At 40.6% G+C, this 21,703-nt stretch carries 16 protein-coding genes and 1 riboswitch; of the genes, 10 read left to right on the top strand and 6 right to left on the bottom strand.

Annotation, left to right across the window (positions count from 1 at the left end; translation table 11 throughout):
- Positions 1 to 247 precede the first annotated feature (247 nt).
- The 6 genes from dapB to ribB all read left to right on the top strand — a co-directional run bounded on the left by dapB (position 248) and on the right by ribB (position 8,676).
- Positions 248 to 1,051 (top strand): 4-hydroxy-tetrahydrodipicolinate reductase, encoded by an 804-nt coding sequence (dapB, locus tag DO88_RS17965; protein WP_033037724.1) that lies wholly within the window; start codon positions 248 to 250, stop codon positions 1,049 to 1,051.
- Between the two features lie 361 nt (positions 1,052 to 1,412).
- The gene (gene carA / locus DO88_RS17970) at positions 1,413 to 2,549 is read left to right on the top strand and encodes a glutamine-hydrolyzing carbamoyl-phosphate synthase small subunit (RefSeq protein ID WP_008134738.1); all 1,137 of its coding nucleotides are present in this window, start codon (positions 1,413 to 1,415) and stop codon (positions 2,547 to 2,549) included.
- 16 nt (positions 2,550 to 2,565) lie between these two features.
- On the top strand, positions 2,566 to 5,784 hold the full coding sequence (gene carB, locus DO88_RS17975) for a carbamoyl-phosphate synthase large subunit (protein WP_033037722.1): 3,219 nt from the start codon (positions 2,566 to 2,568) through the stop codon (positions 5,782 to 5,784).
- Between the two features lie 48 nt (positions 5,785 to 5,832).
- A complete protein-coding gene (greA, locus tag DO88_RS17980; protein WP_007375825.1) occupies positions 5,833 to 6,309 on the top strand; it encodes a transcription elongation factor GreA in 477 nt (158 codons plus the stop codon).
- Between the two features lie 158 nt (positions 6,310 to 6,467).
- Complete coding sequence (locus DO88_RS17985; protein ID WP_033037718.1) at positions 6,468 to 7,526, top strand: S66 family peptidase; 1,059 nt, start codon at positions 6,468 to 6,470, stop codon at positions 7,524 to 7,526.
- 80 nt (positions 7,527 to 7,606) lie between these two features.
- A riboswitch (FMN riboswitch) is annotated at positions 7,607 to 7,778 on the top strand.
- 244 nt (positions 7,779 to 8,022) lie between these two features.
- Entirely contained in the window at positions 8,023 to 8,676 is a 654-nt protein-coding gene (gene ribB, locus DO88_RS17990; RefSeq protein ID WP_008134744.1) for a 3,4-dihydroxy-2-butanone-4-phosphate synthase, read from the top strand.
- Positions 8,677 to 8,756: 80 nt separating this feature from the next.
- Here the strand turns inward: ribB and DO88_RS17995 are convergent, their stop codons facing one another.
- Complete coding sequence (locus DO88_RS17995) at positions 8,757 to 9,413, bottom strand: nitroreductase family protein (RefSeq protein ID WP_033037716.1); 657 nt, start codon at positions 9,411 to 9,413, stop codon at positions 8,757 to 8,759.
- Between the two features lie 361 nt (positions 9,414 to 9,774).
- Complete coding sequence (locus DO88_RS18000; protein ID WP_033037711.1) at positions 9,775 to 10,800, bottom strand: zinc-binding alcohol dehydrogenase family protein; 1,026 nt, start codon at positions 10,798 to 10,800, stop codon at positions 9,775 to 9,777.
- A gap of 133 nt (positions 10,801 to 10,933) precedes the next feature.
- On the opposite strand from DO88_RS18000, the gene DO88_RS18005 reads away from it, so the two are divergent.
- From DO88_RS18005 to rhlP, 3 genes are read left to right on the top strand one after another with little or no spacing between them, the layout of a single operon-like run.
- On the top strand, positions 10,934 to 11,869 hold the full coding sequence (locus DO88_RS18005) for a LysR family transcriptional regulator (RefSeq protein ID WP_033037710.1): 936 nt from the start codon (positions 10,934 to 10,936) through the stop codon (positions 11,867 to 11,869).
- Between the two features lie 13 nt (positions 11,870 to 11,882).
- A complete protein-coding gene (locus DO88_RS18010) occupies positions 11,883 to 12,227 on the top strand; it encodes a hypothetical protein (protein WP_007375815.1) in 345 nt (114 codons plus the stop codon).
- A 48-nt stretch (positions 12,228 to 12,275) separates the two neighbouring features.
- Positions 12,276 to 13,070 carry a rhombotarget lipoprotein gene (gene rhlP / locus DO88_RS18015; RefSeq protein WP_050482403.1) on the top strand — a complete coding sequence of 265 codons (795 nt, stop codon included), beginning with the start codon at positions 12,276 to 12,278 and terminating at the stop codon, positions 13,068 to 13,070.
- 68 nt (positions 13,071 to 13,138) lie between these two features.
- On the opposite strand, the gene DO88_RS18020 is transcribed toward rhlP, so the two are convergent.
- The 3 genes from DO88_RS18020 to DO88_RS18030 form a co-directional block, all read right to left on the bottom strand.
- Complete coding sequence (locus DO88_RS18020; protein WP_024607552.1) at positions 13,139 to 14,029, bottom strand: dienelactone hydrolase family protein; 891 nt, start codon at positions 14,027 to 14,029, stop codon at positions 13,139 to 13,141.
- A 230-nt stretch (positions 14,030 to 14,259) separates the two neighbouring features.
- Entirely contained in the window at positions 14,260 to 17,409 is a 3,150-nt protein-coding gene (locus DO88_RS18025; protein WP_033028732.1) for an efflux RND transporter permease subunit, read from the bottom strand.
- A gap of 2 nt (positions 17,410 to 17,411) precedes the next feature.
- Positions 17,412 to 18,590 (bottom strand): efflux RND transporter periplasmic adaptor subunit, encoded by a 1,179-nt coding sequence (locus DO88_RS18030; RefSeq protein WP_033037709.1) that lies wholly within the window; start codon positions 18,588 to 18,590, stop codon positions 17,412 to 17,414.
- A 169-nt stretch (positions 18,591 to 18,759) separates the two neighbouring features.
- Here DO88_RS18030 and DO88_RS18035 point away from each other — a divergent pair, with 169 nt between their 5' ends.
- Positions 18,760 to 19,023: a YkgJ family cysteine cluster protein gene (locus DO88_RS18035; RefSeq protein WP_008134548.1), complete on the top strand. Its 264-nt coding sequence runs from the start codon at positions 18,760 to 18,762 to the stop codon at positions 19,021 to 19,023.
- 623 nt (positions 19,024 to 19,646) lie between these two features.
- Here the strand turns inward: DO88_RS18035 and DO88_RS18040 are convergent.
- Positions 19,647 to 21,497 carry a TonB-dependent receptor plug domain-containing protein gene (locus tag DO88_RS18040; RefSeq protein ID WP_033037708.1) on the bottom strand — a complete coding sequence of 617 codons (1,851 nt, stop codon included), beginning with the start codon at positions 21,495 to 21,497 and terminating at the stop codon, positions 19,647 to 19,649.
- Between the last annotated feature and the right edge of the window lie 206 nt (positions 21,498 to 21,703).

The following is a 21,703-nucleotide window of genomic DNA, read 5'->3' as shown; positions in this document are numbered from 1 at the left end:
AGCCAAAGACCAAATCGACGCGAAAGAGAAGTTTAAATGTATAGATGGCTAAAGTAAACTGGTATTGTTATTATTATTAAATTAAAAGGTCACCTGACTATTGCATGACTTTTAGATAATATCTATAAAACAACGCGATTTTCAGCGATTAATATTTATCCAACTGCATAAAAATACCTACCTACGTATTTTGTAATGCCCGGATATATGGCTAATAAACGGATTCAAATTAAATTAGGTAAAAACCATGACTACAAATCGAATAGGTGTTTTTGGTGCTAACGGTAGAATGGGCTTAGCTCTATTAGAAGCCGCGACAATCAAAGAACAAACACAACTTACAGGTGCATATGTTCGAAGCAGTTCATCGCTATTAGGCATTAATGTAAATCAAGTAAACAGCGCAGCCGATAACAGTGTTAGCTTTAGCGACGAAAGTACAATAGATAATGTAGATGTTTTAATCGACTTTACGCTGCCAGCGGGTATGAAAAACCATTTAAAAACCGCTGTAGTGCAAAAAATTCCTATGGTAATTGGCACAACAGGTTTAACAAATGATGATATGGCGCTATTACACGATGCCGCTAAACATATCCCTATTGTATTTGCGCGCAATTACAGCGTAGGTGTCAATGTATTACTCAACCTTGTGCAAACTGCAGCGACTAAGTTTGGTGACGATTTAGATATCGAAATATTTGAAGCGCACCACCGTCATAAAATAGATGCACCATCGGGTACCGCACTGGCAATAGGTGAGTCAATCGCGCAAGCGAAAGGCTGGGATCACGACGAGGTTGCGGTATATGACCGAAGCCAAGTAGAAACAGCTAAATCTCAAAATGAGATTGGTTATTCTGTCCTAAGAGGGGGCGATATAGTAGGTGAACATACCACATACTTCGCTACAATGGGCGAAAGGCTTGAATTAACACATAAAGCAAGTTCGAGAATGACGTTCGCTCTAGGTGCTATAAGGGCTGCAAGCTGGTTGAAAAACAAACCTGCTGGACTTTATGATATGCAAGATGTGCTAGATCTTAAGTAGTTTAGTTACTATTTTAACTGTTTGGGTCTAATTTCACCTACAGTGACTTATTTGTAACAATTAACCAAATAATGTTAGACCTAAAAGCTAACTTAATGTAATATGCAGCCAATTTGCCAAAAATTACTAAATGCGTGTTTCCAATTATACCCAAGTGGCTAGTAAATCCAGGGTTTCAGTGGGAATGAAAATAGTTTTAGGCAAGAAAAATGATTGAAGGTTGAATGCTTTACATCTGCATCATTTAAGACTGCGTAAAACAATTTAAGCTCACAAAAATCTGGTTTTGACGATCCCTCTGGGTATTGGCGGGGTGTTAAGCAATTGCTTACTCCCGTTTTTTACTGTTAGGAGGTTTAACTTGACTAAATCCGCTCTGTTAGTCCTAGAAGACGGCACAGTGTTTCGCGGTACTGCAATCGGCGCTGACGGCATGTCAGTCGGTGAAGTGGTATTCAATACGTCTATGACTGGTTATCAAGAAATTTTGACTGATCCATCATACGCGGAACAAATCGTAACTTTGACGTACCCACATATCGGTAATACGGGTACCAACAGCGAAGACGAAGAAGCGAATCAAATTTGGGCTAAAGGCCTAGTGATCCGTGATTTGCCACTGCTAGCAAGTAACTTTCGTAACGAGCAATCGTTAGATGATTACTTAAAAGAACGTAATATTTTAGGTATTGCGGACATCGACACCAGAAAGCTAACTCGAATTTTGCGTGATAAAGGCGCACAAAACGGGTGTATTGTTGCCGGTGACGAGCTAGACGAAAATAAAGCGTTACAAGCCGCGCAAGCCTTCCCAGGTTTAAAAGGCATGGATTTAGCAAAAGTTGTCTCAACCAAGGAAAATTTTGAGTGGCGCGAATCAAGCTGGACATTAGGTGAAGGATTTAAAACCCTTGACGCTGCTGATGAAAAGTTTCATGTTGTTGCCTACGACTTCGGTGTAAAACGTAATATTTTACGTATGCTTGTAGACCGTGGTTGTAAACTTACAGTAGTACCAGCGCAAACTTCAGCCGCTGACGTACTTGCTTTAAACCCTGATGGTATCTTCCTATCTAATGGCCCTGGTGATCCTGAGCCATGTACTTACGCTATTGAAGCCATTCAAGCCTTTTTAGAAACCGACACACCTATTTTTGGTATCTGTTTAGGTCATCAGTTATTAGCCCTTGCCTCAGGTGCTAAAACAGAAAAAATGAAATTTGGCCACCACGGCGCTAACCACCCAGTTAAAGACCTAGACCGCGATGTAGTTATGATCACAGCTCAAAACCATGGTTTTGCAGCTCAAGAATCAAGCCTACCAAGTACGCTTCGTGCCACGCATAAATCGTTATTTGATGGAACGCTTCAAGGTATTCATCGTACAGATAAACCTGCGTTTAGCTTCCAGGGTCACCCTGAAGCAAGTCCAGGTCCACACGATGCAGCACCATTATTTGACCACTTCATCGATTTGATGCAAGCGCGTAAACACTAATTTAACTGGAGTAATAATGCCAAAACGTACCGACATAAAAAGCATTCTTATCTTAGGCGCAGGCCCAATTGTAATTGGTCAAGCTTGTGAATTTGACTACTCTGGTGCTCAAGCGTGTAAAGCACTTAGAGAAGAAGGCTATAGAGTTATATTAGTTAACTCAAACCCTGCAACTATCATGACCGACCCTGAAATGGCTGATGCTACCTACATCGAACCCATTCACTGGGAAGTGGTAGAAAAAATTATTGAAAAAGAAAAGCCTGATGCAGTACTGCCTACAATGGGTGGTCAAACAGCATTAAACTGTGCACTTGATTTAGACAAGCACGGTGTATTGGCTAAGCATGGCGTTGAGCTAATTGGCGCAACGGCTGATGCAATCGACAAAGCAGAAAACCGTGAACGCTTTGACGTAGCAATGAAAAACATTGGTCTTGAATGTCCACGTGCTGAGATTGCTCACACAATGGAAGAAGCAAAAGATACAATGACCCGCATTGGCTTGCCGTGTATCATTCGTCCTTCTTTTACCATGGGTGGCACCGGTGGCGGTGTTGCTTACAACATGGAAGAGTTTGAAGAAATTTGTGAGCGCGGTTTAGACTTATCGCCAACAAACGAATTATTGATTGATGAATCACTGATTGGTTGGAAAGAGTACGAAACAGAAGTTGTACGTGATAAAAACGATAACTGTATTATTGTTTGTACCATTGAAAACTTTGACCCTATGGGTGTTCACACTGGCGATTCAATCACCGTTGCACCAGCGCAAACGCTAACCGACAAAGAATACCAAATTATGCGTAACGCCTCTATGGCGGTATTACGTGAAATTGGTGTAGAAACTGGCGGTTCTAACGTGCAGTTTGGTATTAATCCTGAAGATGGCCGTATGGTTATCATTGAGATGAACCCACGCGTATCACGCTCATCTGCACTTGCATCAAAAGCAACGGGTTTCCCAATTGCTAAAATTGCTGCAAAGCTAGCAGTAGGTTATACGCTTGATGAACTTCAAAACGATATTACTGGCGGTAAAACTCCAGCGTCTTTTGAGCCTTCAATCGATTACGTTGTAACAAAAATTCCTCGCTTTAACTTTGAAAAATTTGCCGGTGCTAACGACCGCTTAACTACGCAAATGAAATCTGTTGGCGAAGTAATGGCGATTGGTCGTAACCAACAAGAATCATTACACAAAGCATTACGTGGTCTTGAAGTGGGCGCAACAGGTTTTAACCCAATAGTTGCACTTGATGACCCTAAAGCGAAAGAAAAAATCATCCGCGAATTACGCGAACCAGGTGCTGAGCGTATTTGGTACATTGCCGATGCAATGCGCCATGGTATGAGCGTTGATGATGTTTATGAGCTGACTAAAGTTAATCGCTGGTTCTTAGTACAAATAGAAGATATTTTAAAAGACGAAGCAAAAATTGGTGAAGTAGGTATGGCTGGTTTAAATGCCGACTTCCTACGTAAACTTAAACGCAAAGGTTTCGCAGATCCACGTATAGCTGAAATTGCAGGTGTATCTGAAGCTGAAATTCGTAAAAAACGTCACTTATTAAACATCGTGCCAGTATACAAGCGTGTTGATACGTGCGCCGCAGAATTTAGCTCAGACACAGCTTACATGTACTCATCTTACGATGAAGAGTGTGAAGCAAACCCAACAGATAAAGACAAAATCATGGTTATTGGTGGCGGGCCTAACCGTATCGGCCAAGGTATTGAATTTGATTACTGTTGTGTACATGCCTCGCTTGCGCTTCGCGAAGACGGCTATGAAACCATTATGGTTAACTGTAACCCTGAAACAGTATCTACCGATTACGATACATCAGACAGATTATACTTCGAACCAATTACACTTGAAGACGTACTTGAAATTGTACGTGTTGAAAAGCCTAAAGGCGTTATCGTGCAGTACGGTGGTCAAACACCACTTAAATTAGCACGTGAGCTTGAAGCTAATGGCGTGCCAGTAATAGGTACTTCACCAGATGCGATTGACCGTGCAGAGGACCGCGAACGCTTCCAACAACTTGTTGAGCGTTTAAATTTACTTCAGCCAGAAAACGCAACAGTAACTTCAACTGAAGAAGCACTACTTAAATCAGTTGAGATTGGCTTCCCATTAGTTGTACGCCCGTCGTATGTACTAGGCGGTCGTGCAATGGAAATTGTATACGACGAAGATGATTTACGTCGCTACATGACCGAAGCGGTACAAGCATCAAACGAAGCACCTGTATTACTGGACCGTTTCTTAGATAATGCGATTGAAGTTGACGTTGACGCAATTTGCGACGGCGAGCAAGTAATCATCGGCGGTATCATGGAGCACATTGAGCAAGCGGGTGTTCACTCGGGTGACTCAGCCTGTTCATTACCAGCACATTCTTTATCACAAGAAGTGCAAGATGTAATGCGCAAGCAAGTAACCGACATGGCGCTTGAGCTTGGTGTTGTTGGCTTAATGAATACACAGTTTGCCGTAAAAGATGGCAAAGTGTACTTAATTGAAGTCAACCCGCGTGCCGCACGTACGGTACCGTTTGTATCTAAAGCTACCGGTGTGGCGCTTGCGAAAGTAGCTGCTCGTTGTATGGCGGGCCAGTCTTTAGCAAGCCAAGGCATTACTAAAGAAGTAATCCCTCCTTACTACAGCGTTAAAGAAGTTGTTTTACCATTTGCTAAGTTTCAGGGTGTGGATCCAATCCGTGGTCCTGAGATGCGTTCAACAGGCGAAGTGATGGGTGTTGGTGATACTTTCGCCGAAGCATTCGCAAAAGCACAATTAGGTGCAAGCAACACTTTACCACGAGGTGGTCGCGCGCTATTATCTGTTCGTAATAGCGATAAGCCACGTATTGTTGAATTAGCCAAAATCATGACCGACTTAGGTTTTGAACTTGACGCAACTGGTGGCACGGCACACGCTCTTGAAGAAGCTGGCATTGAAGTACGACGTGTAAACAAAGTATATGAAGGCCGCCCGCATATTCTTGATTATATCAAGAATAAAGAGTACAGCTATATCGTTAATACCACCGAAGGTCGCCAAGCGATCGAAGATTCGAAGGTGTTACGTCGTGGTGCATTGCAAAATAAAACCAACTATACGACAACCTTGAACGCGGCTTTTGCTAACTGTACTGCTAACAAAGCAGATGACCGTAGTAAAGTAACGTCAGTTCAAGAGCTACACCTGCGATTGAACTAAGGAAATGTGCCAAGGCCAACTAGGGCCTTGGTGTTAAGTGAGAAAAGTATGCAATCAATTCCGATGACAGTTCGTGGCGCAGATTTACTGCGCAAAGAGCTTAACGAATTAAAAACAGTTACCCGTCCAAAAATTATCGCCGACATTGCTGTTGCGCGTGAACACGGTGACTTAAAAGAAAACGCTGAGTACCACGCTGCACGTGAGCAACAGGGTTTTTGTGAAGGTCGTATTCAAGAAATTGAAGCGAAGCTTTCAAATGTTCAGATAATCGACGTAACTAAAATGCCAAATACGGGCAAAGTTATTTTTGGCACCACAGTAACTATAGTAAATGTAGATACTGATGCTGAAGTAAAATACCGTATTGTAGGCGATGATGAAGCAGATATTAAAAACAACTTAATTTCTGTTAACTCACCGATTGCACGTGGCTTAATTGGTAAACAAATGGACGACGCAGTGTCTATTGAAACGCCAAAAGGTATCGTTGAGTACGAAATCATTGAAGTTGAGTATCTTTAACGCATAACTCACTTTAACGTTTTAAATAAAAACCGATGTAATTACATCGGTTTTTTTATGCCTTAAATAAATCACTATACTGATAAGAGTGTTCATATTGCATAAAGAGTAAGCATGATGATATAGGTACATAATCACTTCATTAAAAGGAACACTCAATGGCTAATATACTTTACCCAGCGCCTTTGAAAGTAGGATCAAAAATAGCAATTTGCTCGCTTTCATCAGGTCTTAAAGAAAAATACCATGCTCGATTAGACATTGTTATAAATGGACTAAAACAACGAGGGTATGATGTTGTTGAAGGGGAGTTTTTACGTCAAAACAAACCACGTGAACAGCTTAACGCAAAAGCGCATGCTCAGCAGCTAATGGTTTTTTTACTTGATGATGAAATAGATGCGATTATGCCGCCGATGGGTGGTGAGCTGGCAATGGAGATACTGCCACTACTTGATTTTAACGCCATTAAAGAAGCAAAGCCTAAGTGGTTAGTTGGTTTTTCTGATGTGAGTACTATTGCATGTGCATTAACAGCTAAGTGCCAATGGGCAACCCTTCACAGCGCTAATCTTATGCAGTTACACCCAGATGAAAAAAATCCGTATAGCTTACAAATATTTGAAACTCTGACCTACGAAGCCGGTAGTAAATTTGAGCAAGGTCCTTCTTCTTTATATCAAAAAAATAAGCCTGATTACGCGCAAAACCCGAACGAATTACTCAGCCCGAGTGAGCCCACAAATTGGCAATGTTTAAACTACACAGATAAACGTACCATAGAAATGTCTGGTCGGTTATTTGGTGGGTGTTTAGATACCGTAGGTTTATTGCTTGACTCGCCATTTTTAGCGCTGCATGAGTTTAAGAAGCACAGCGCACCTGAAGGACTTATTCTATACCTTGAAAACTCAGAGCTTACACCGACAACCGTTGCACGATTTTTACTGTCATTAAAATTAGCGGGCATATTTGACGACATCAATGGTTTGATTTTAGGGCGAAGTGAAATTACACAAAGTCATTACGATGCCTTTGATTATCGCCATGCGTTAGATGTAGCGCTAGGTGGGTGTTTATTTCCTGTAATTATTGATGCCGATATAGGTCATGTTCCACCTAACTTAAATTTAGTAAACGGCGCTACTTGTACAATCACCGCTGAAATAAATGAAGGTAAAGTCATCAAAGCCTCATTAAATACCGAGCTTTGTTAGAAGTGTACTCACTTACCTTTGATAAGTAATTAGGTTAAAGGGTATAATGAGCCCGCTTTTATAGCGCTCTAGTTATAAAAGTGAATTCTCAGGGCGGGGTGAAATTCCCCACCGGCGGTATGTTTAATGTTTTTTATGACTTAAACGAGCCCGCGAGCGCTTTATTTAACTTATTTTAGGTTAAGTAAAGGTCAAGCAGATCTGGTGAGATGCCAGAGCCGACGGTTACAGTCCGGATGAAAGAGAATATGGCTTATTATACTAATACCGATTTTATTAAAGGCCTGATCATTGTATCGCGTTAAGTGAGCTGTTTTTTTGCGCTATAATTAATCACTAATTTAATGCAGTTGGTATAACACTGTGCGCTGCATTTTGTTGCGTGCTTTTTGTTATTTTATTTAAGCTATTTTGGTAGTGTTCGCTTTAAATTTAAGTGATGTATTACTGATCCTTTCACAGTCCTGAATCTATTATTTTTATTTGGAATATAATGATGATTCAGTCTCTACTTACTCAATTTGGCGAAAGCCATACCCGCGTACAAAGCGCAATCACTGCACTACAGCAAGGCCAAGGCGTACTTGTTGTTGATGATGAAAACCGTGAAAATGAAGGCGACTTTGTTTTTTCAGCTGAGCATTTAACGACTTCTCAAATGGCCGAGATGATCCGCGAAGGCAGCGGCATTGTTTGCTTATGCATGGGGGAGGAGCGCATTAAACAGCTCGACTTACCGCAAATGGTAGCTAACAATACGAGTCAAAATAACACCGCTTATACAGTCACTATTGAAGCTAAGCATGGCGTTACAACAGGCGTGTCTGCTGCTGATAGAGTAACTACTATAAAAGCAGCGACAGCGGATAATGCAAAACCAAGTGATTTATCGCGCCCTGGGCATGTGTTTGGTTTAAAAGCACAAACGGGTGGTGTATTAGTGCGTCGCGGTCATACCGAAGCATCCGTTGATTTAATGCAACTTGCCGGCTTAAAACCATTTGGCGTAATTTGTGAACTAACAAATCCTGATGGTTCAATGGCGCGCTTACCTGAGGTGAGTGATTATGCTAATAAACATAATATGACCGTGGTTTCTATTGAAGATTTAGTGCAATACATTCAGGCTGCACAGCGCAAAGTAAGTTAAACTGCTTTAAAGCAAAAAAACCACTTATTTAAATAAGTGGTTTTTTAATATTGTTATCATTTAAGTTTATAACGGATTACTTATAAAACCTGAATAACTTGCTCTTTTGCTAAGCGAGATTTAGGTAATTTAGCATTATAATCTTCAGCGCTATCATGATAGCCAAGTACTAATGCGACGTCGCATACGTAACCATCAAGTTCTTTTTCAAAGACTTCGCCAATCAGCTCGGCATCTACGCCTTCCATTGGGGTTGAATCAATGCCTAAACGTGCAGCGGCATGCATAGTGTTACCCAGTGCAATGTAAGTTTGTGCTTTAGTCCACTCTTCATTAATGCCTTGCTCATCAGTATTCATATCAACAAACGCATAAGCACCGAAAGCTTGTTCGCGATTTTCTGCTTTAGTTCGACCATTTTTAATGTCGGCATCAATAACTTGTGCGTAGTCATCGCGAGTATATTTAGGATTGTGAGCGAATAATATTATATGCGAAGCTGTTTTAATATGTGGCTGGTTAAACGCAAATTTATTAGCAAATGTACTATGCATACGCTCTTTAGCCTCATCTGATTCAATTACGATGAATTTCCAAGGCTGCGAGTTAATAGATGATGGAGATAGGCGCATAGCTTCGTAAATAACGGCTAAATCGTCTTGAGATACACGTTTCGTTGCATCGTAACGTTTTGCTGTGTAACGCTTTTCTAAGTCATTAATAATAGGGTGAGTCATTAGTTTCTCCATTGAGTAGGTGTTTTACCAGTATTTACTATGTTGAGTCAGTTTTAGTAAAAACAAACCCTTTTAAAAATTTATTACAAAAATAATATCGTGTTTTTAAATCACTCTACTTATTTAGTTCAATTGATATCTACGTAAAGTAAGGCCTATCAATATAGCTAGGTACGGATAGTAGTGGGTTATTACAATATGATAAACAGGTATGTGGTTGAATCATTATCAAATATTATTAGGTAATAGTTTCTTTAATAAATATAAATACAGCCATAGCCACCCAAAATATTGGCTGAAGACACCAATTACATTGGTGCCTTCAATTAATTCAGGCTGCGCGTGTTTAGTATTTATGGAATTAAAAACCTTCCAACACTATTTTGCCAATAGAGCGACCTTCTTCAAGTTCTGCGTGTGCAATACGCAGGTTAGCCGCATTTATAATGCCTAAATTTTTACCAATCGTTGTTTGAATATGGCCCTGATCAATTAACTCAGCAACATGATTTAGTAACTTGCTTTGCTCAATTAAATCTTTGGCATTAAACATTGAGCGGGCAAACATAAATTCCCAATGTAGCGATAAGCTCTTCATTTTTAATTTACTCACATCTAATGACTCAGGATCGTCAATCATTGCAATTTTACCAAATGGTGCAAGTACCTCCGTATACGCTTCAAAGTAAGTATCAGTACTGTGCAGACTTGCTACATGTGTTACCGATCCAATGTTTAATGCGTCAATTTGAGCCGGTAATGGTTTTGTATGATCAACAACATAATCTGCGCCTAGTTTTTTAACCCATGCTTGTGAGCTTTCACGCGATGCAGTGGCAATCACTGTTGCACCAGTAATCGTTTTAGCAAGCTGGATAAAAATAGAACCAACGCCGCCTGCGGCACCTGTTACTAAAATAACTTCGTCTGATTTTGTTGTTGCATCAGCTGCTTGTTTTACAATGTTTAAATGCTCAAATAATAATTCGTACGCTGTTATTGCAGTAAGTGGTAATGCAGCAGCTTCAGCATCGTTTAAGCTCTGCGGTTTAAATCCTACAATGCGCTCATCCACTAATTGGAATTCTGCATTACTACCTGGGCGAGTAATATCACCTGCGTAATAAACCGCATCACCCGGTTTAAATGCCGTTACAGCTTCACCTGTTGCAACCACTTCACCAACGGCATCCCAACCAATAACTTTTACTTCACCGTTTGTTGGTGGCATATATAGGCGCACTTTGTAATCTGCTGGGTTAACTGCAATAGCTTTAACTTTAATTAATAAATCGCGACCTGTTGCAACTGGCTGTGGTAATTCAACATCAATTAACGATTCAGGATTAGAAACAGGAAGAGATTTTTTATAACCAATGGCTTTCATAATAAGTGTCCTAATTTGTTTACGTATAAGATGCAAGCCATGCTTTGGCTAGCTGATGGATATATAGTAGACCTTGCTTTAATGTAAATAAACCGCATAATCGTTGAATCATTATCAAATATAAATAGATAATATGAACATAGAAGATTTAAAACTTATTTTAAAAGTCGCTGAGTTTAGAAGTATTACGCTTGCAGCTGCTAAGTTAGATATGCGTACAGCCACAGCAAGCGCCGCTATTAAACGTGTTGAGGCAGCCCTTGGTAGCGAGCTGTTTGTTCGTACAACACGTCATTTAAGGTTGTCGGCTGCTGGGGAGCGCTACATACCACAATGTGAGCAGGCTTTAGCTGTACTTGAGCTTGCAAAGCAAAATCTAAAAGGTGAGCACGACGAAATAGAAGGGGAGTTACGCGTTGCCCTTTCATCTGATTTAGGCCGTAACTTAGTGATCCCATGGATTGATGAACTCATGGACACTTATCCAAAGCTAAGTTTAAGAACGCATATAAGTGATAGTAATATCGACTTTTACCGTGACTCAGTTGATATAGCGCTTCGTTATGGCTCGCCTAATGATGCTAGCGTTTATGGATTCAAAATTTGTAACGTACCGCGCTTGTTATGTGCAACTGACGAATATCTCTTACAAAACGGGGCTCCCATGCATCCCGATGATTTAGCGTCGCATCAAGGTTTGTTTTATCAGTTGCAGGATATTATAAATAATACGTGGGAATTCACCGATGGTGAGTCAAAATATAAAGTTAAAATGAATGGCAGGCGCGCCTCAAACGATGGCGATTTAGTAAGGCGCTGGTGCGTTGCGGGTAAAGGCTTGGCTGTAAAATCAGCCCTTGATATGGCTGACGATTTACTCAATGACAGGGTGGTTACTGTAATGCAAAATTATCAACATGTTAATGGTGAACTTTGGCTTATTTGCCCAAGTAGGCAGTCAATAACCCCAGCGGTGCGTTTACTACGTGATGCATGCAGAGCAAAATCCCAAGCTATTTTGCAGCAGTTGGTAAATAAAGGAATTATTGATAAAAGCGTACTGAGCTAATTAAGGAAGAGTTATGCAAGTTGATGATATTAGAATTTTTATTCCCTGTAAAAATTATGAGCAATCTCAGCGCTTTTATAAAGCGCTGGGATTTAAGATTGAAGATGCCTCAAATGATTTATGCGTGTGTACTTTTGGCGAATGTACGTTTTTTTTACAGCGTTATTATAATAAAACGTTTGCTGAAAACTTAATGCTGCAACTTTGTGTGTTAAATATAGATGAAGCATATGAACTCATTAGTAACCTAAACGGTTTTGATATCCGCTTTGAGGGTATAAAACAAGAACCTTGGGGTAGCGTTATTTACTTATGGGGACCATCGGGTGAGCTTTGGCACGTAACTGAATTAAATTAAAAATAAAAAGGAATAAATGTGAAATTTAATAAATATATAATTATTTTTATGGCGACCTTACTTGCTTCTTGTAGTTCGTTTGTGAGTAACAATACAGGTAAAAATACGCAATCTAGTAGCTTAATGGACTTCTTATATCCTGATCAACAAAGCCGCTCTACCTATAAACCTGAGATACCTGTTTTAAAACTCCCTGTTACCGTCGGAATTGCATTTGTACCGTCTAAAAACTGGCAGCCAGACGGGTTAGAGACCCAAAACCAAGTCGAGTTACTCGAAAAAGTAAAAAAGTCATTTCTACAATATGATTACATTGACCGCATTGAAGTTATACCAAGTACCTATTTAAAAGGAGGTGAAGGTTTTGCAACACTCGAGCAAGTCGGGAGGCTTTACGATGTAGATGTAATGGCACTGGTTTCATATGATCAAGTTACGCAATCGTATGAAAATAATGCAGCCTTACTTTATTGGACAATAGTGGGTATGTACGTTATTCCAGGTAATGAAAATACAATTCAAACCTTTGTGGATACAGCTGTTTTTGATATTAAAAGTAGAAAAATGTTATTTAGAGCACCAGGTATAAGTAAACTTGAAAAAAGAACAACAGCAATAGGTATTGATGAAACGTTATCTGAAAAGTCGGCTGAAGGTTTTAATCTAGCAGTTAGTGATATGACTACTAATTTAGATGCAGAACTATCAAGGTTTAAAACACGTGTTAAAGAAGAAAAAATTGCAAAAGTCGAGAATAAAGATGGCTCTAGTAGCGGTGGCTCTTTGAGTATTTATTTACTTGTTTTGTTGTCGTTATTAGTTATGCGTAGCAAAAAAAATTAAAGTTAATAAAAACCAAGTATTTTTAATAGTGCCACCGGCTTAGAGCTGGTGGCATTATTTTTTATTCGCTAACTTAGCTTTTTATTAAAAAACTCAACGGTACGTTGCCATGCAAGCTCGGCATTGTCTTTATCATATCGACCTGTCGAGTCGTTATGAAATCCATGATTTGCCCCTTTATACATATGCATAGTGTATTCAACATTATTAGCTTTTAAATCTTGTTCGTACTGTGGCCACGACGCGTTTACACGTTTATCCAGCTCGCCTAATTGAATCATTAACGGTGCTTTAATATTTTTACGTAAACTTTCACTGGCAGGAGTGCCGTAAAAAGGAACGCCTGCGCTGATTAAATTACTATCTACTGCCGCTAAATAATTAACAATGTAGCCACCAAAACAAAAACCGACAGCGCCTAACTTACCGTTACTGTTAGCATGCGATTTTAAAAAGTGCGCTGCGGCAACAAAATCGTTTTGAATTTTAGCGCGATCCATGGTTTTTTGCATAGCGCGTCCTTCATCATCATTACCAGGGTAGCCACCCAGTGGAAAAAGCGCGTCGGGTGCAAATGCAATAAAGCCCACTTTAGCTAAACGCCTTGCTACATCCTTTACGTACGGGTTTAAACCACGGTTTTCGTGTACCACGAGTACAACAGGAAGCTTACCTTCTATGTTTTTAGGGGTTGCTAAGTAACCTTTGCCTTTACCGTGCCCGTCTGGCGAATCAAATTCTTCGTATGTTGCTTTAATATCATCGTCATTAAACGACACTTGTTCAGCCAATGCGTAATTAGGTAATAATGCTGATGTAAGTACAGCCATCGAAAAGCCAAGTGCGGCAAGGCCACCGAGTTTTTTCATAAAAGTACGTCGGTCCATTAAACCGTGGGCGTACTCGTCATACCAATCAAAGGCTTCTTGAGGAATGTGATCAGAGGGAGATGTATTCATGGCTGTTCCTTAACTTTATTATGTCTATTTATTATTTAAATACCATAACGTATTAAAGATAAAAAACGAGCAATATCTCTCAATTATTAGGACTGTTGCCAAAGCTATCCTGGGTGTTAAAAAATAAGTAATAGAAGTATTGTTAGCAAATAGGTGAATATCATTTTTAAGCTAAAAATAAAAAGCTCGGCATAATATGCCGAGCTTTTTTGGTTGGGATATTACTTAATTTAGCTATTTGTAGGCGCTGGTTGGGCATCTACTAGTGGCGGCTTGCCACGCATTTTACGAACTAATCGTTTAGCATCTTCTAGTGCAACATACTGGCACGGTATAAGTATCAGTGTAATTACTGTGGCAAATAACACACCAAAAGCAAGTGATACAGCCATCGGGATAACAATTTTAGCTTGTAAACTCGTTTCAAAAATAATTGGCATTACACCAATAAAGGTAGTGATTGAGGTGAGTAGTATTGCTCTAAAGCGACGAGCACCGGCTTGTACTACAGCATCTTTAATTGCAACACCTTCGGCGCGGGCTTTGTTTACAAAATCAACCATAACGAGGGAATCATTTACGACCACACCCGCTACAGCTATTATGCCAAACATAGATAAGCTGCTCATAGTCATGCCTAAAATCATATGCCCAAACATCGCGCCAACTACACCAAACGGAATAACCGACATTATAATAAGTGGCTGCGAGTAAGAGCGAAGCGGAATGGCTAACAAGGCAAATATAATCATCATTGATATACCAAAGTCACGAAGCTGCTCTGAAGCACTATCCATCTCTTCTTGAATGCGCCCAGCTACATCACTTGTAACGCCAGGGTAGCTTTTAAGTAATGTTGGTAAGTATTCGTCACGAATTTCTTCTGCAATTGCAAATGGTTCGGCTTGGTCGGTATTTACCGCAGCCCATACGTTTACAGTACGTTTAGAGTTTTCGCGGCGAATACGGTTTACACCGTCAACCAACTTAACTTCGGCTATTTCACTTAGCGGTACTTCAGCGCCTGTAGGCGTAATAATACGCACACTTGCGATGTCACTTATTGAATTACGTTCGTCTTCAGGGTAGCGAATCATGACTTTAATTTCTTCGCCTTCACGCAATATTCGCTGCGCTTCTAAGCCGTAGTAACTAAAGCTAACTTGCGATGCGACATCAGCAAGCGTTAAACCCATGCTGTAAGCGAGTGGTTTTAAATCAAGTTGCACTTCGTCGGTAGCGCTTTGCATTGAATCGTTTACGTCGCCAACGCCTTCCATTGTTTGTAATTTGGCTTTTAATTTACCAGCCACTTCTTTTAGCTCGTCAGCATTTTTGCCTTCAAGTTTAAAGCTAACGTCGCCATCATCTCGACCGCCATTCATTATACTGTCTTGAATGGTCATGGTTTTAATGCCTGGTAAAGCGGGCATTTGCTCACGCCATAATGCACTTAGGGCAAAGGTATCGATAGGGCGTAAGTCAGGCTCTACCAAAATGGCCATAATATTTGCTTGCGTTCGTCCGCGCAGGCTTACCGATAAATCGCGGATCATCGGTTTACCGTATTGCTCTTGTAGTTGCTGATCGACCTTTAATAACACGCTTTCTATTTTACGTGCAGTTTCAAGTGTTGCTTGCTCAGATGAAGCAAGGTTCATTTCGATATCAATACGTGGAAAGTCGTGCGGTATTTTAGGGTTTGGTACAAACTTAACTAAACCACCTGCAAACATACCTGCGCTTACAATAAGCAAACACATAAAGCCAACAATTACGGTATAGCGGTAGTGAATACAGCGGCTAACAAAAGGAAGGTAGTAGTTATTCACAAAGCCTTTTAAGCTGCTATCAATCACCATACGTAAGCGATGTAATAGATTTTTAGGGTTTGGTTTACGCGGGTTCATTGCTGCAATATGCGCAGGTAAAATTAGTTTTGATTCAATGAGTGAAAAAATCAAACATAAAATAATAACGCCACCAATGGCTTTAGAAAAAGCAGCACCAGGGCCGGTTGCGAGTGTTTGTGGTAAAAATGCCGCAATAGTCGTTAGTACACCAAAGGTCGCTGGCATCGCAACACGTTTAACACCGCGTACTACGTTATCAAGTGTGTGGCCGTATTTTTCTATTTCGGCACTGGCTGACTCGCCCACAACTATGGCGTCATCAACAACAATCCCGAGTACAAGTATAAAGGCAAAAAGAGAGGCTAGGTTAATTGTTACATCTAAAAAGCCAATAGGCATAAACAAAAAGGCGCCCAGAAAAGACACCGGTAAGCCCATCATTACCCAAAATGCTAAGCGTAGCGGTAAAAATAGTGCCAGCACTATCATTACTAACAAGCCACCCCAAATCATGTTATCGACCATCATATCGAGTCGACCTTCAAGGTAGTAAGTTAAATCAACAATAGGAGAGAGCTTAACGCCTGCAGGTAAAAGTGGCTCTTTAGTTGCCATGTAGCTTTTAAGGACTTTTGCTACATCGGTAATGTCTTGATCTTTTGATGCGTTTACTTCAAACGAGAGTGAATTTTTACCATTGTATTTTGAATATTGTAGACCTTCTTCAAAGCCATCATTAATAGTTGCTACATCGCCTAAATAAATTTGTGCGCCATCAGCAAGGGTAATAAGTGGCAGTTTTTCAAACTCAAAACCACGGTAGGCTTGTTTTTCAACACGCATCGAAATATAACCATTTTCAGAGCGTATTTGCCCCGCCGACATATTTGCCGAAAAGTTTTGCACCGCGCCTGCAATATCTCTAAATGTTAAGCCATATTCGCGCAGTTTATCGGGGCTGACTTCTATACCAATTTCGTATTCTAAGCCGCCGTTAAAATTAACAAGATTCACGTGAGGCAGTGCTTGTAGCTCGTCTTTTATATCGTTGCCAAGCTCTTTTAACTGGTAATTACTCATGTCGCCGTAAAGCGCGAGTATCATTACTTCTTGCTCAAACTTATCGCGGCGCACAACAGGGCGTTCCATCCCTGCAGGAAAGGTGTTTATTGAATCAACTTGTACTTTAATTTCATCAAGTACTTCTTGTGGGTTGTATTGTTCTTCTATTTCAATCCAGGCTTGTGAAAAACCACGGTTAGAGTAAGTAATTAGGCGTTTAATACCTTCAATACCTTCGAGGTTTTCTTCAACTTTTATGGTTATGCCTTCTTCAACCTCTTGCGGGGCTGCACCTGGGTAAACTGCTTGTACGCTTATCCAGTTGCTTTCAAACTGTGGGAACATTTGTTTGCGAATGGTCATCGCCATTAAGATACCGCCCACTAATATAAATATCATTAGTAGGTTGGCTGCAACGGGATTTCGGGCAAACCATGCTATTAACCCTGTTTCACGAGTGTTCATGATTATTCCTCTTTCAGCGCAAGTTGAGTTACATCAGTTTTATCAGGCGCAATATCTTCAATTTTTACTGCCATACCTTCAGTTGGGTATTCAAGCGCTGAGGTAACAATTTGCTCGCCATTTTTTAACCCTTGGCTGGCTATAATCATGCCGTTTTGTTCGCGTATAATATTGAGAGTTTTAAACGACAATGTTAAATCGTCATTTAAAATTACAATTTTATTATCTTTAACTAAGTGGTGCGCAACAATAATTGCGTTATCAAGTGGGCGACCTTCAATGGTAGCGTTAATGTACGAACCAAAACGAAGAGGGCGTGTTTTATCGCCATAAGGTGTTGCAAGTTGTGCAACCAAGTAGCTCATACGGCTTGTTTGATCAACCACACCTTCGGTGCGAATTACTTTGGCCTGCCACATTGTTTGCTTACCCGCGTATTCTGCGTTAAATGTAACATTTGAGCCTACGCCGCCATTTTTTAAATATTGCAGTTCTTGATCGGCAACCGGTAAACGTACCTCTGCAACTGAGGTTGCACTCAATGCACCAAAACTATTACCTGGGTTTACTACTGACCCCAAGCTAATTGTGCGCTCATTAATAATGGCATCATAAGGGGCTTTAATATAAGTACGTTCAAGATTGCGGCTAGCACGCTTAACACTTGCTTGAGCAGAGCGGTAACGCGCTAATTTTTCTGCCAGCTGTGGTTTTCGTAAATAAAGTTCTGATGCAATAGCGTCGCTTGAGTCTGACTTAATACGCTCCCACTCAGCTTTTGCTACATGTGCTTGTGCGCGTTCTATTTCAAGTGCAGAGCTTGCTTGTGCTAAACCTGCTTGCGCTTCAATAAAGTCTGCCTCGTAATCATTTGCATCAATTCGTGCTAAAATATCGCCTTGCTTTACAAACGCGCCTTCAACAAATTGATCTGATACCGAAATAACTTGCCCGCTAACTTGTGCTATCAGCTCGGTACGGTCCTTTGGTTTAACAATGCCGTACGATTTAACATCGAGCGTTATAGAATCTAAAAGTACGCTTTGTGTTGCTACTAAAGGACGTAAATCTTGCTCTGGCTTTTCTTCAGGTGGCTGTTTCATCATCTTAAAGGCTATAGCTAGCGCAATGCCGCCTGCTAAAACAGCGATTGGGAGTATTATTTGTTTTGTAGTAGCCACAAGGCATTCCTTCATAATTGGTGGTGACAGAGCAATAATACGCAATAAAGTGTTTACAAGCTGTTTTAAGATGTAACAAAGCATTACATATGTGTGTTACAACTCGCTATGCGACTAATTAAGTTCCTAAAAAGAAATTAAAGTAAGTGTTTTTTATTCAGAGGAAATTATGAAAACCGAATCGATGAATTGCAGGCTAGGCTGCGGCGCATGTTGTATTGCGCCAAGTATTAGTTCGCCTATTCCAGGTATGCCAAATGGTAAAAAAGCCGGAGAGCGCTGTATTCAGCTGGACGAACGTAATTTATGTAAGTTATTTGGTGATGAAAGTCGGCCTAAAGTGTGTAGCGATTTTAGCGCCACGTTTGATGTGTGCGGGTCAACAAATGCACAAGCTCTAGCGCTTATTACAGAGCTCGAAGAGCTCACTTAGTGAGCTATTAAAATACACATATATTTACACTTATTTATTACTGTGTATTTATTTTAAGTAATTAAAAGCTGCGCTTTTCACGCGAGCAAGCTCTGCGTCTACCGCCAAAGTGTAGGTTTGTGTCTGTTTTTGCAGACGTAAAGCTTGCTTACGTAACGGGCATTGCCCGTCAATAAGGTTCACAAAGACGGTAAAAGTCGCTGGACTCTAAATAATTAAAAGCTGCGCTTTTCACGCGAGCAAGCTCTGCGTCTACTGCCAAAGTGGAGGTTTGTGTCTGTTTTTGTAGACGTAAAGCTTGCTTACGTAACGGGCATTGCCCATCAATAGGGTTCACAAAGACGGTAAAAGTCGCTGGAATCTAAGTAATTAAAAGCTGCGCTTTTCACGCGAGCAAGCTCTGCGTCTACTGCCAGCGTGGGGGGGGGGGTGTCTGTTTTTGCAGACGTAAAGCTTGCTTACGTTACGCGCATTGCCCGTCAATAAGGTTCACAAAGACGGTAAAAGTCGCTGGACTCTAAATAATTAAAAGCTGCGCTTTTCACGCGAGCAAGCTCTGCGTCTACTGCCAAAGTGGAGGTTTGTGTCTGTTTTGTAGACGTGAAGCTTGCTTACGTTACTAGTTACCAACTATACGTTGCGCTTAACGTATATTGCTCACCGCGCCCTGGTGTACCTGGTATTTCTTCAAACGACTCATCCCATAAGTTATCTGCCGCTAAGGTGATAAATAAATTACTCAACTGTGGCGGCGTTATTTTAAGCGTTAGCTGGGTAAATAACGCGTTGTCATTGCCGTTTCTAAGTGCATTTTTGTGTTGTGTACGCCATTCGTTATCTATTCTAAATTCTAAAATATCAGTTGGGTTGTACACAGCGCCAAGTGTTAAACGGTGATCAGGAAAGTTTAACGCGTAAAAGCTGGCATCAATATCGGCTGCGCCGTAGTTTTCTGATTTATGTAAATAGGTGTAGCTTGCTATAAGTTTTGCTGTATCAAAGTGCTTAGTCGCTAAAAATTCAACCCCTGCTGTATCAATATCAACTGGGTTTGCAAAGCGCGCTGAAGTTGAATCAAAATTAAAGGTCCAATCGGTTAAGTTATTATCTTTTCGATAAAAAATAGCCGAATTAAGTTGCCAAGTTTGCTCATCAAGTAATAAACCTAGCTCCAAGTTTGAAGTGGTTTCGCGCTCAAGGTTGTAGTTACTTCTAAATAACCCGCCAGAGTCGCTGCCGCCAATGGCTGTGTAGCCTGCAACTTGACTCGCCTGCGCGTATGATAAGTAAAGGGTTTGTGCTGTGCCGTCACTATTTTGGGTGTTTAAGGTTATGTCACCAATAGCTGATACTTCAGCATCATCACGATTTGTATCGTCATAGGCTGCGCCTAAACGAAAGGTAAGCTGTTGGTTGTTTAGCGCTATTGTGTATTGGGGCAATATACTCAGCTTGTAATACTTTCGTGAGGTAAAGTTGTTTTCAAGTGTGGTTGATTCAATCGAATCATCAATAAATTGTGCAGAGTAATTTATTGCCAGTGCATCGCTTTGTGCATGGCGACCCGAAAGTCCAAGCGATTTAACTTCGCTTTTATGAAAAGCTTCAAATGCACTAGGATTTTCGCGCGAGTAAATATAGTGATCGTCATGGGTACGATAATAAGCAGATACTTCAAAGTTGCTGTTACCAGCGTAGTTTTGCTTGTGATTAAGCATCCAAAGGCGGGTTTCTAAATCTTCAGTTTCGTTAACGTCAAAAGGGGTGTACAAGTTAGGCCAGCCAAAAAACTTATCTTGTGAGCCAAAAAACAAATCTGTTTGGCTGTGCTCGCTAGCTAATTGCACGCGACCCGCTGCACGCGAAAAGTCATGATCGCCATTATCAATGGTGCCATCACTTTGCGAATGAGAATACTCACCTTCAAAGCCCAGAGTATGGTTAACTAAACTATCAAGTTGTGTGTTTTTAGCAGCGTGAATACTTTGCAGATTAAAGTCGTTTGTACCAGTACCAAGGGATACACTACCGCCAGTAATAATCGGTTTCCAACCAAATGAAACCGTACCTACAGAGCTATTCATACCGTACAGTGCGTTATCGGCACCGGTTAAAACATCTGGGCCGATTAGCATTTGCGGTGCAATGGGGATTTCAGCAAAATAATGACCAGATTGCGGGTCAAGCAGGGTAGCGCTTCCTACTCTAAAACCGGTGTTTTCGAAAATACCGCCGCGTATAGTTACATCAGCCTGCGCCTCAGCCATATTACGCGATTGAAGGTCAACACGAGGGTCATATTCTAAATTAGAAATAGGTGAGTCGAATGTACCTACTGGCAACTTATTTGCAGTGGGTGAGGCCTCAACCGTTATTTTCTCGATTGCCGACTCATCAGATAGCGTATTAGCATTAGCAAATGCAGTAACGCTGCATAATATTGCAGGTATTATAAGGTGTGGTGTGCGATTCATGTGTTTCTCGTCATTTTTTATTTGTAGCTGCGGTTACAATTAATTTCAAAGCTTATATTTGAGCATGATAAAATAACTAAATGTAACAGCAGTCATTTTGTGCGCGATTGTACATTAATTTGCTAATAACTGCATTTGATAACCATTTACGTAATACCGACTTTATTAAAAACATGGTCATTCTATCGTATTAAATAGCGCACTCA

The organism is Pseudoalteromonas sp. S3431, from assembly GCF_000690035.1.
Lineage (GTDB): Bacteria > Pseudomonadota > Gammaproteobacteria > Enterobacterales > Alteromonadaceae > Pseudoalteromonas > Pseudoalteromonas fuliginea.
Note: the sequence above shows the minus strand (reverse complement) of the source record. Positions and strands in the feature narration are given on the sequence as shown.

What these genes read in the sequence shown, in the direction of transcription:
- dapB (WP_033037724.1), top strand. Translation starts at nt 248, where the DNA reads ATGACTACAAATCGAATAGGTGTTTTTGGTGCTAACGGTAGAATGGGC.
- carB (WP_033037722.1), top strand. Translation starts at nt 2,566, where the DNA reads ATGCCAAAACGTACCGACATAAAAAGCATTCTTATCTTAGGCGCAGGC.
- greA (WP_007375825.1), top strand. Translation starts at nt 5,833, where the DNA reads ATGCAATCAATTCCGATGACAGTTCGTGGCGCAGATTTACTGCGCAAA.
- DO88_RS17985 (WP_033037718.1), top strand. Translation starts at nt 6,468, where the DNA reads ATGGCTAATATACTTTACCCAGCGCCTTTGAAAGTAGGATCAAAAATA.
- ribB (WP_008134744.1), top strand. Translation starts at nt 8,023, where the DNA reads ATGATTCAGTCTCTACTTACTCAATTTGGCGAAAGCCATACCCGCGTA.
- DO88_RS17995 (WP_033037716.1), bottom strand. Translation starts at nt 9,413, where the DNA reads ATGACTCACCCTATTATTAATGACTTAGAAAAGCGTTACACAGCAAAA.
- DO88_RS18000 (WP_033037711.1), bottom strand. Translation starts at nt 10,800, where the DNA reads ATGAAAGCCATTGGTTATAAAAAATCTCTTCCTGTTTCTAATCCTGAA.
- DO88_RS18005 (WP_033037710.1), top strand. Translation starts at nt 10,934, where the DNA reads ATGAACATAGAAGATTTAAAACTTATTTTAAAAGTCGCTGAGTTTAGA.
- DO88_RS18010 (WP_007375815.1), top strand. Translation starts at nt 11,883, where the DNA reads ATGCAAGTTGATGATATTAGAATTTTTATTCCCTGTAAAAATTATGAG.
- rhlP (WP_050482403.1), top strand. Translation starts at nt 12,276, where the DNA reads ATGGCGACCTTACTTGCTTCTTGTAGTTCGTTTGTGAGTAACAATACA.
- DO88_RS18020 (WP_024607552.1), bottom strand. Translation starts at nt 14,029, where the DNA reads ATGAATACATCTCCCTCTGATCACATTCCTCAAGAAGCCTTTGATTGG.
- DO88_RS18025 (WP_033028732.1), bottom strand. Translation starts at nt 17,409, where the DNA reads ATGAACACTCGTGAAACAGGGTTAATAGCATGGTTTGCCCGAAATCCC.
- DO88_RS18035 (WP_008134548.1), top strand. Translation starts at nt 18,760, where the DNA reads ATGAAAACCGAATCGATGAATTGCAGGCTAGGCTGCGGCGCATGTTGT.
- DO88_RS18040 (WP_033037708.1), bottom strand. Translation starts at nt 21,497, where the DNA reads ATGAATCGCACACCACACCTTATAATACCTGCAATATTATGCAGCGTT.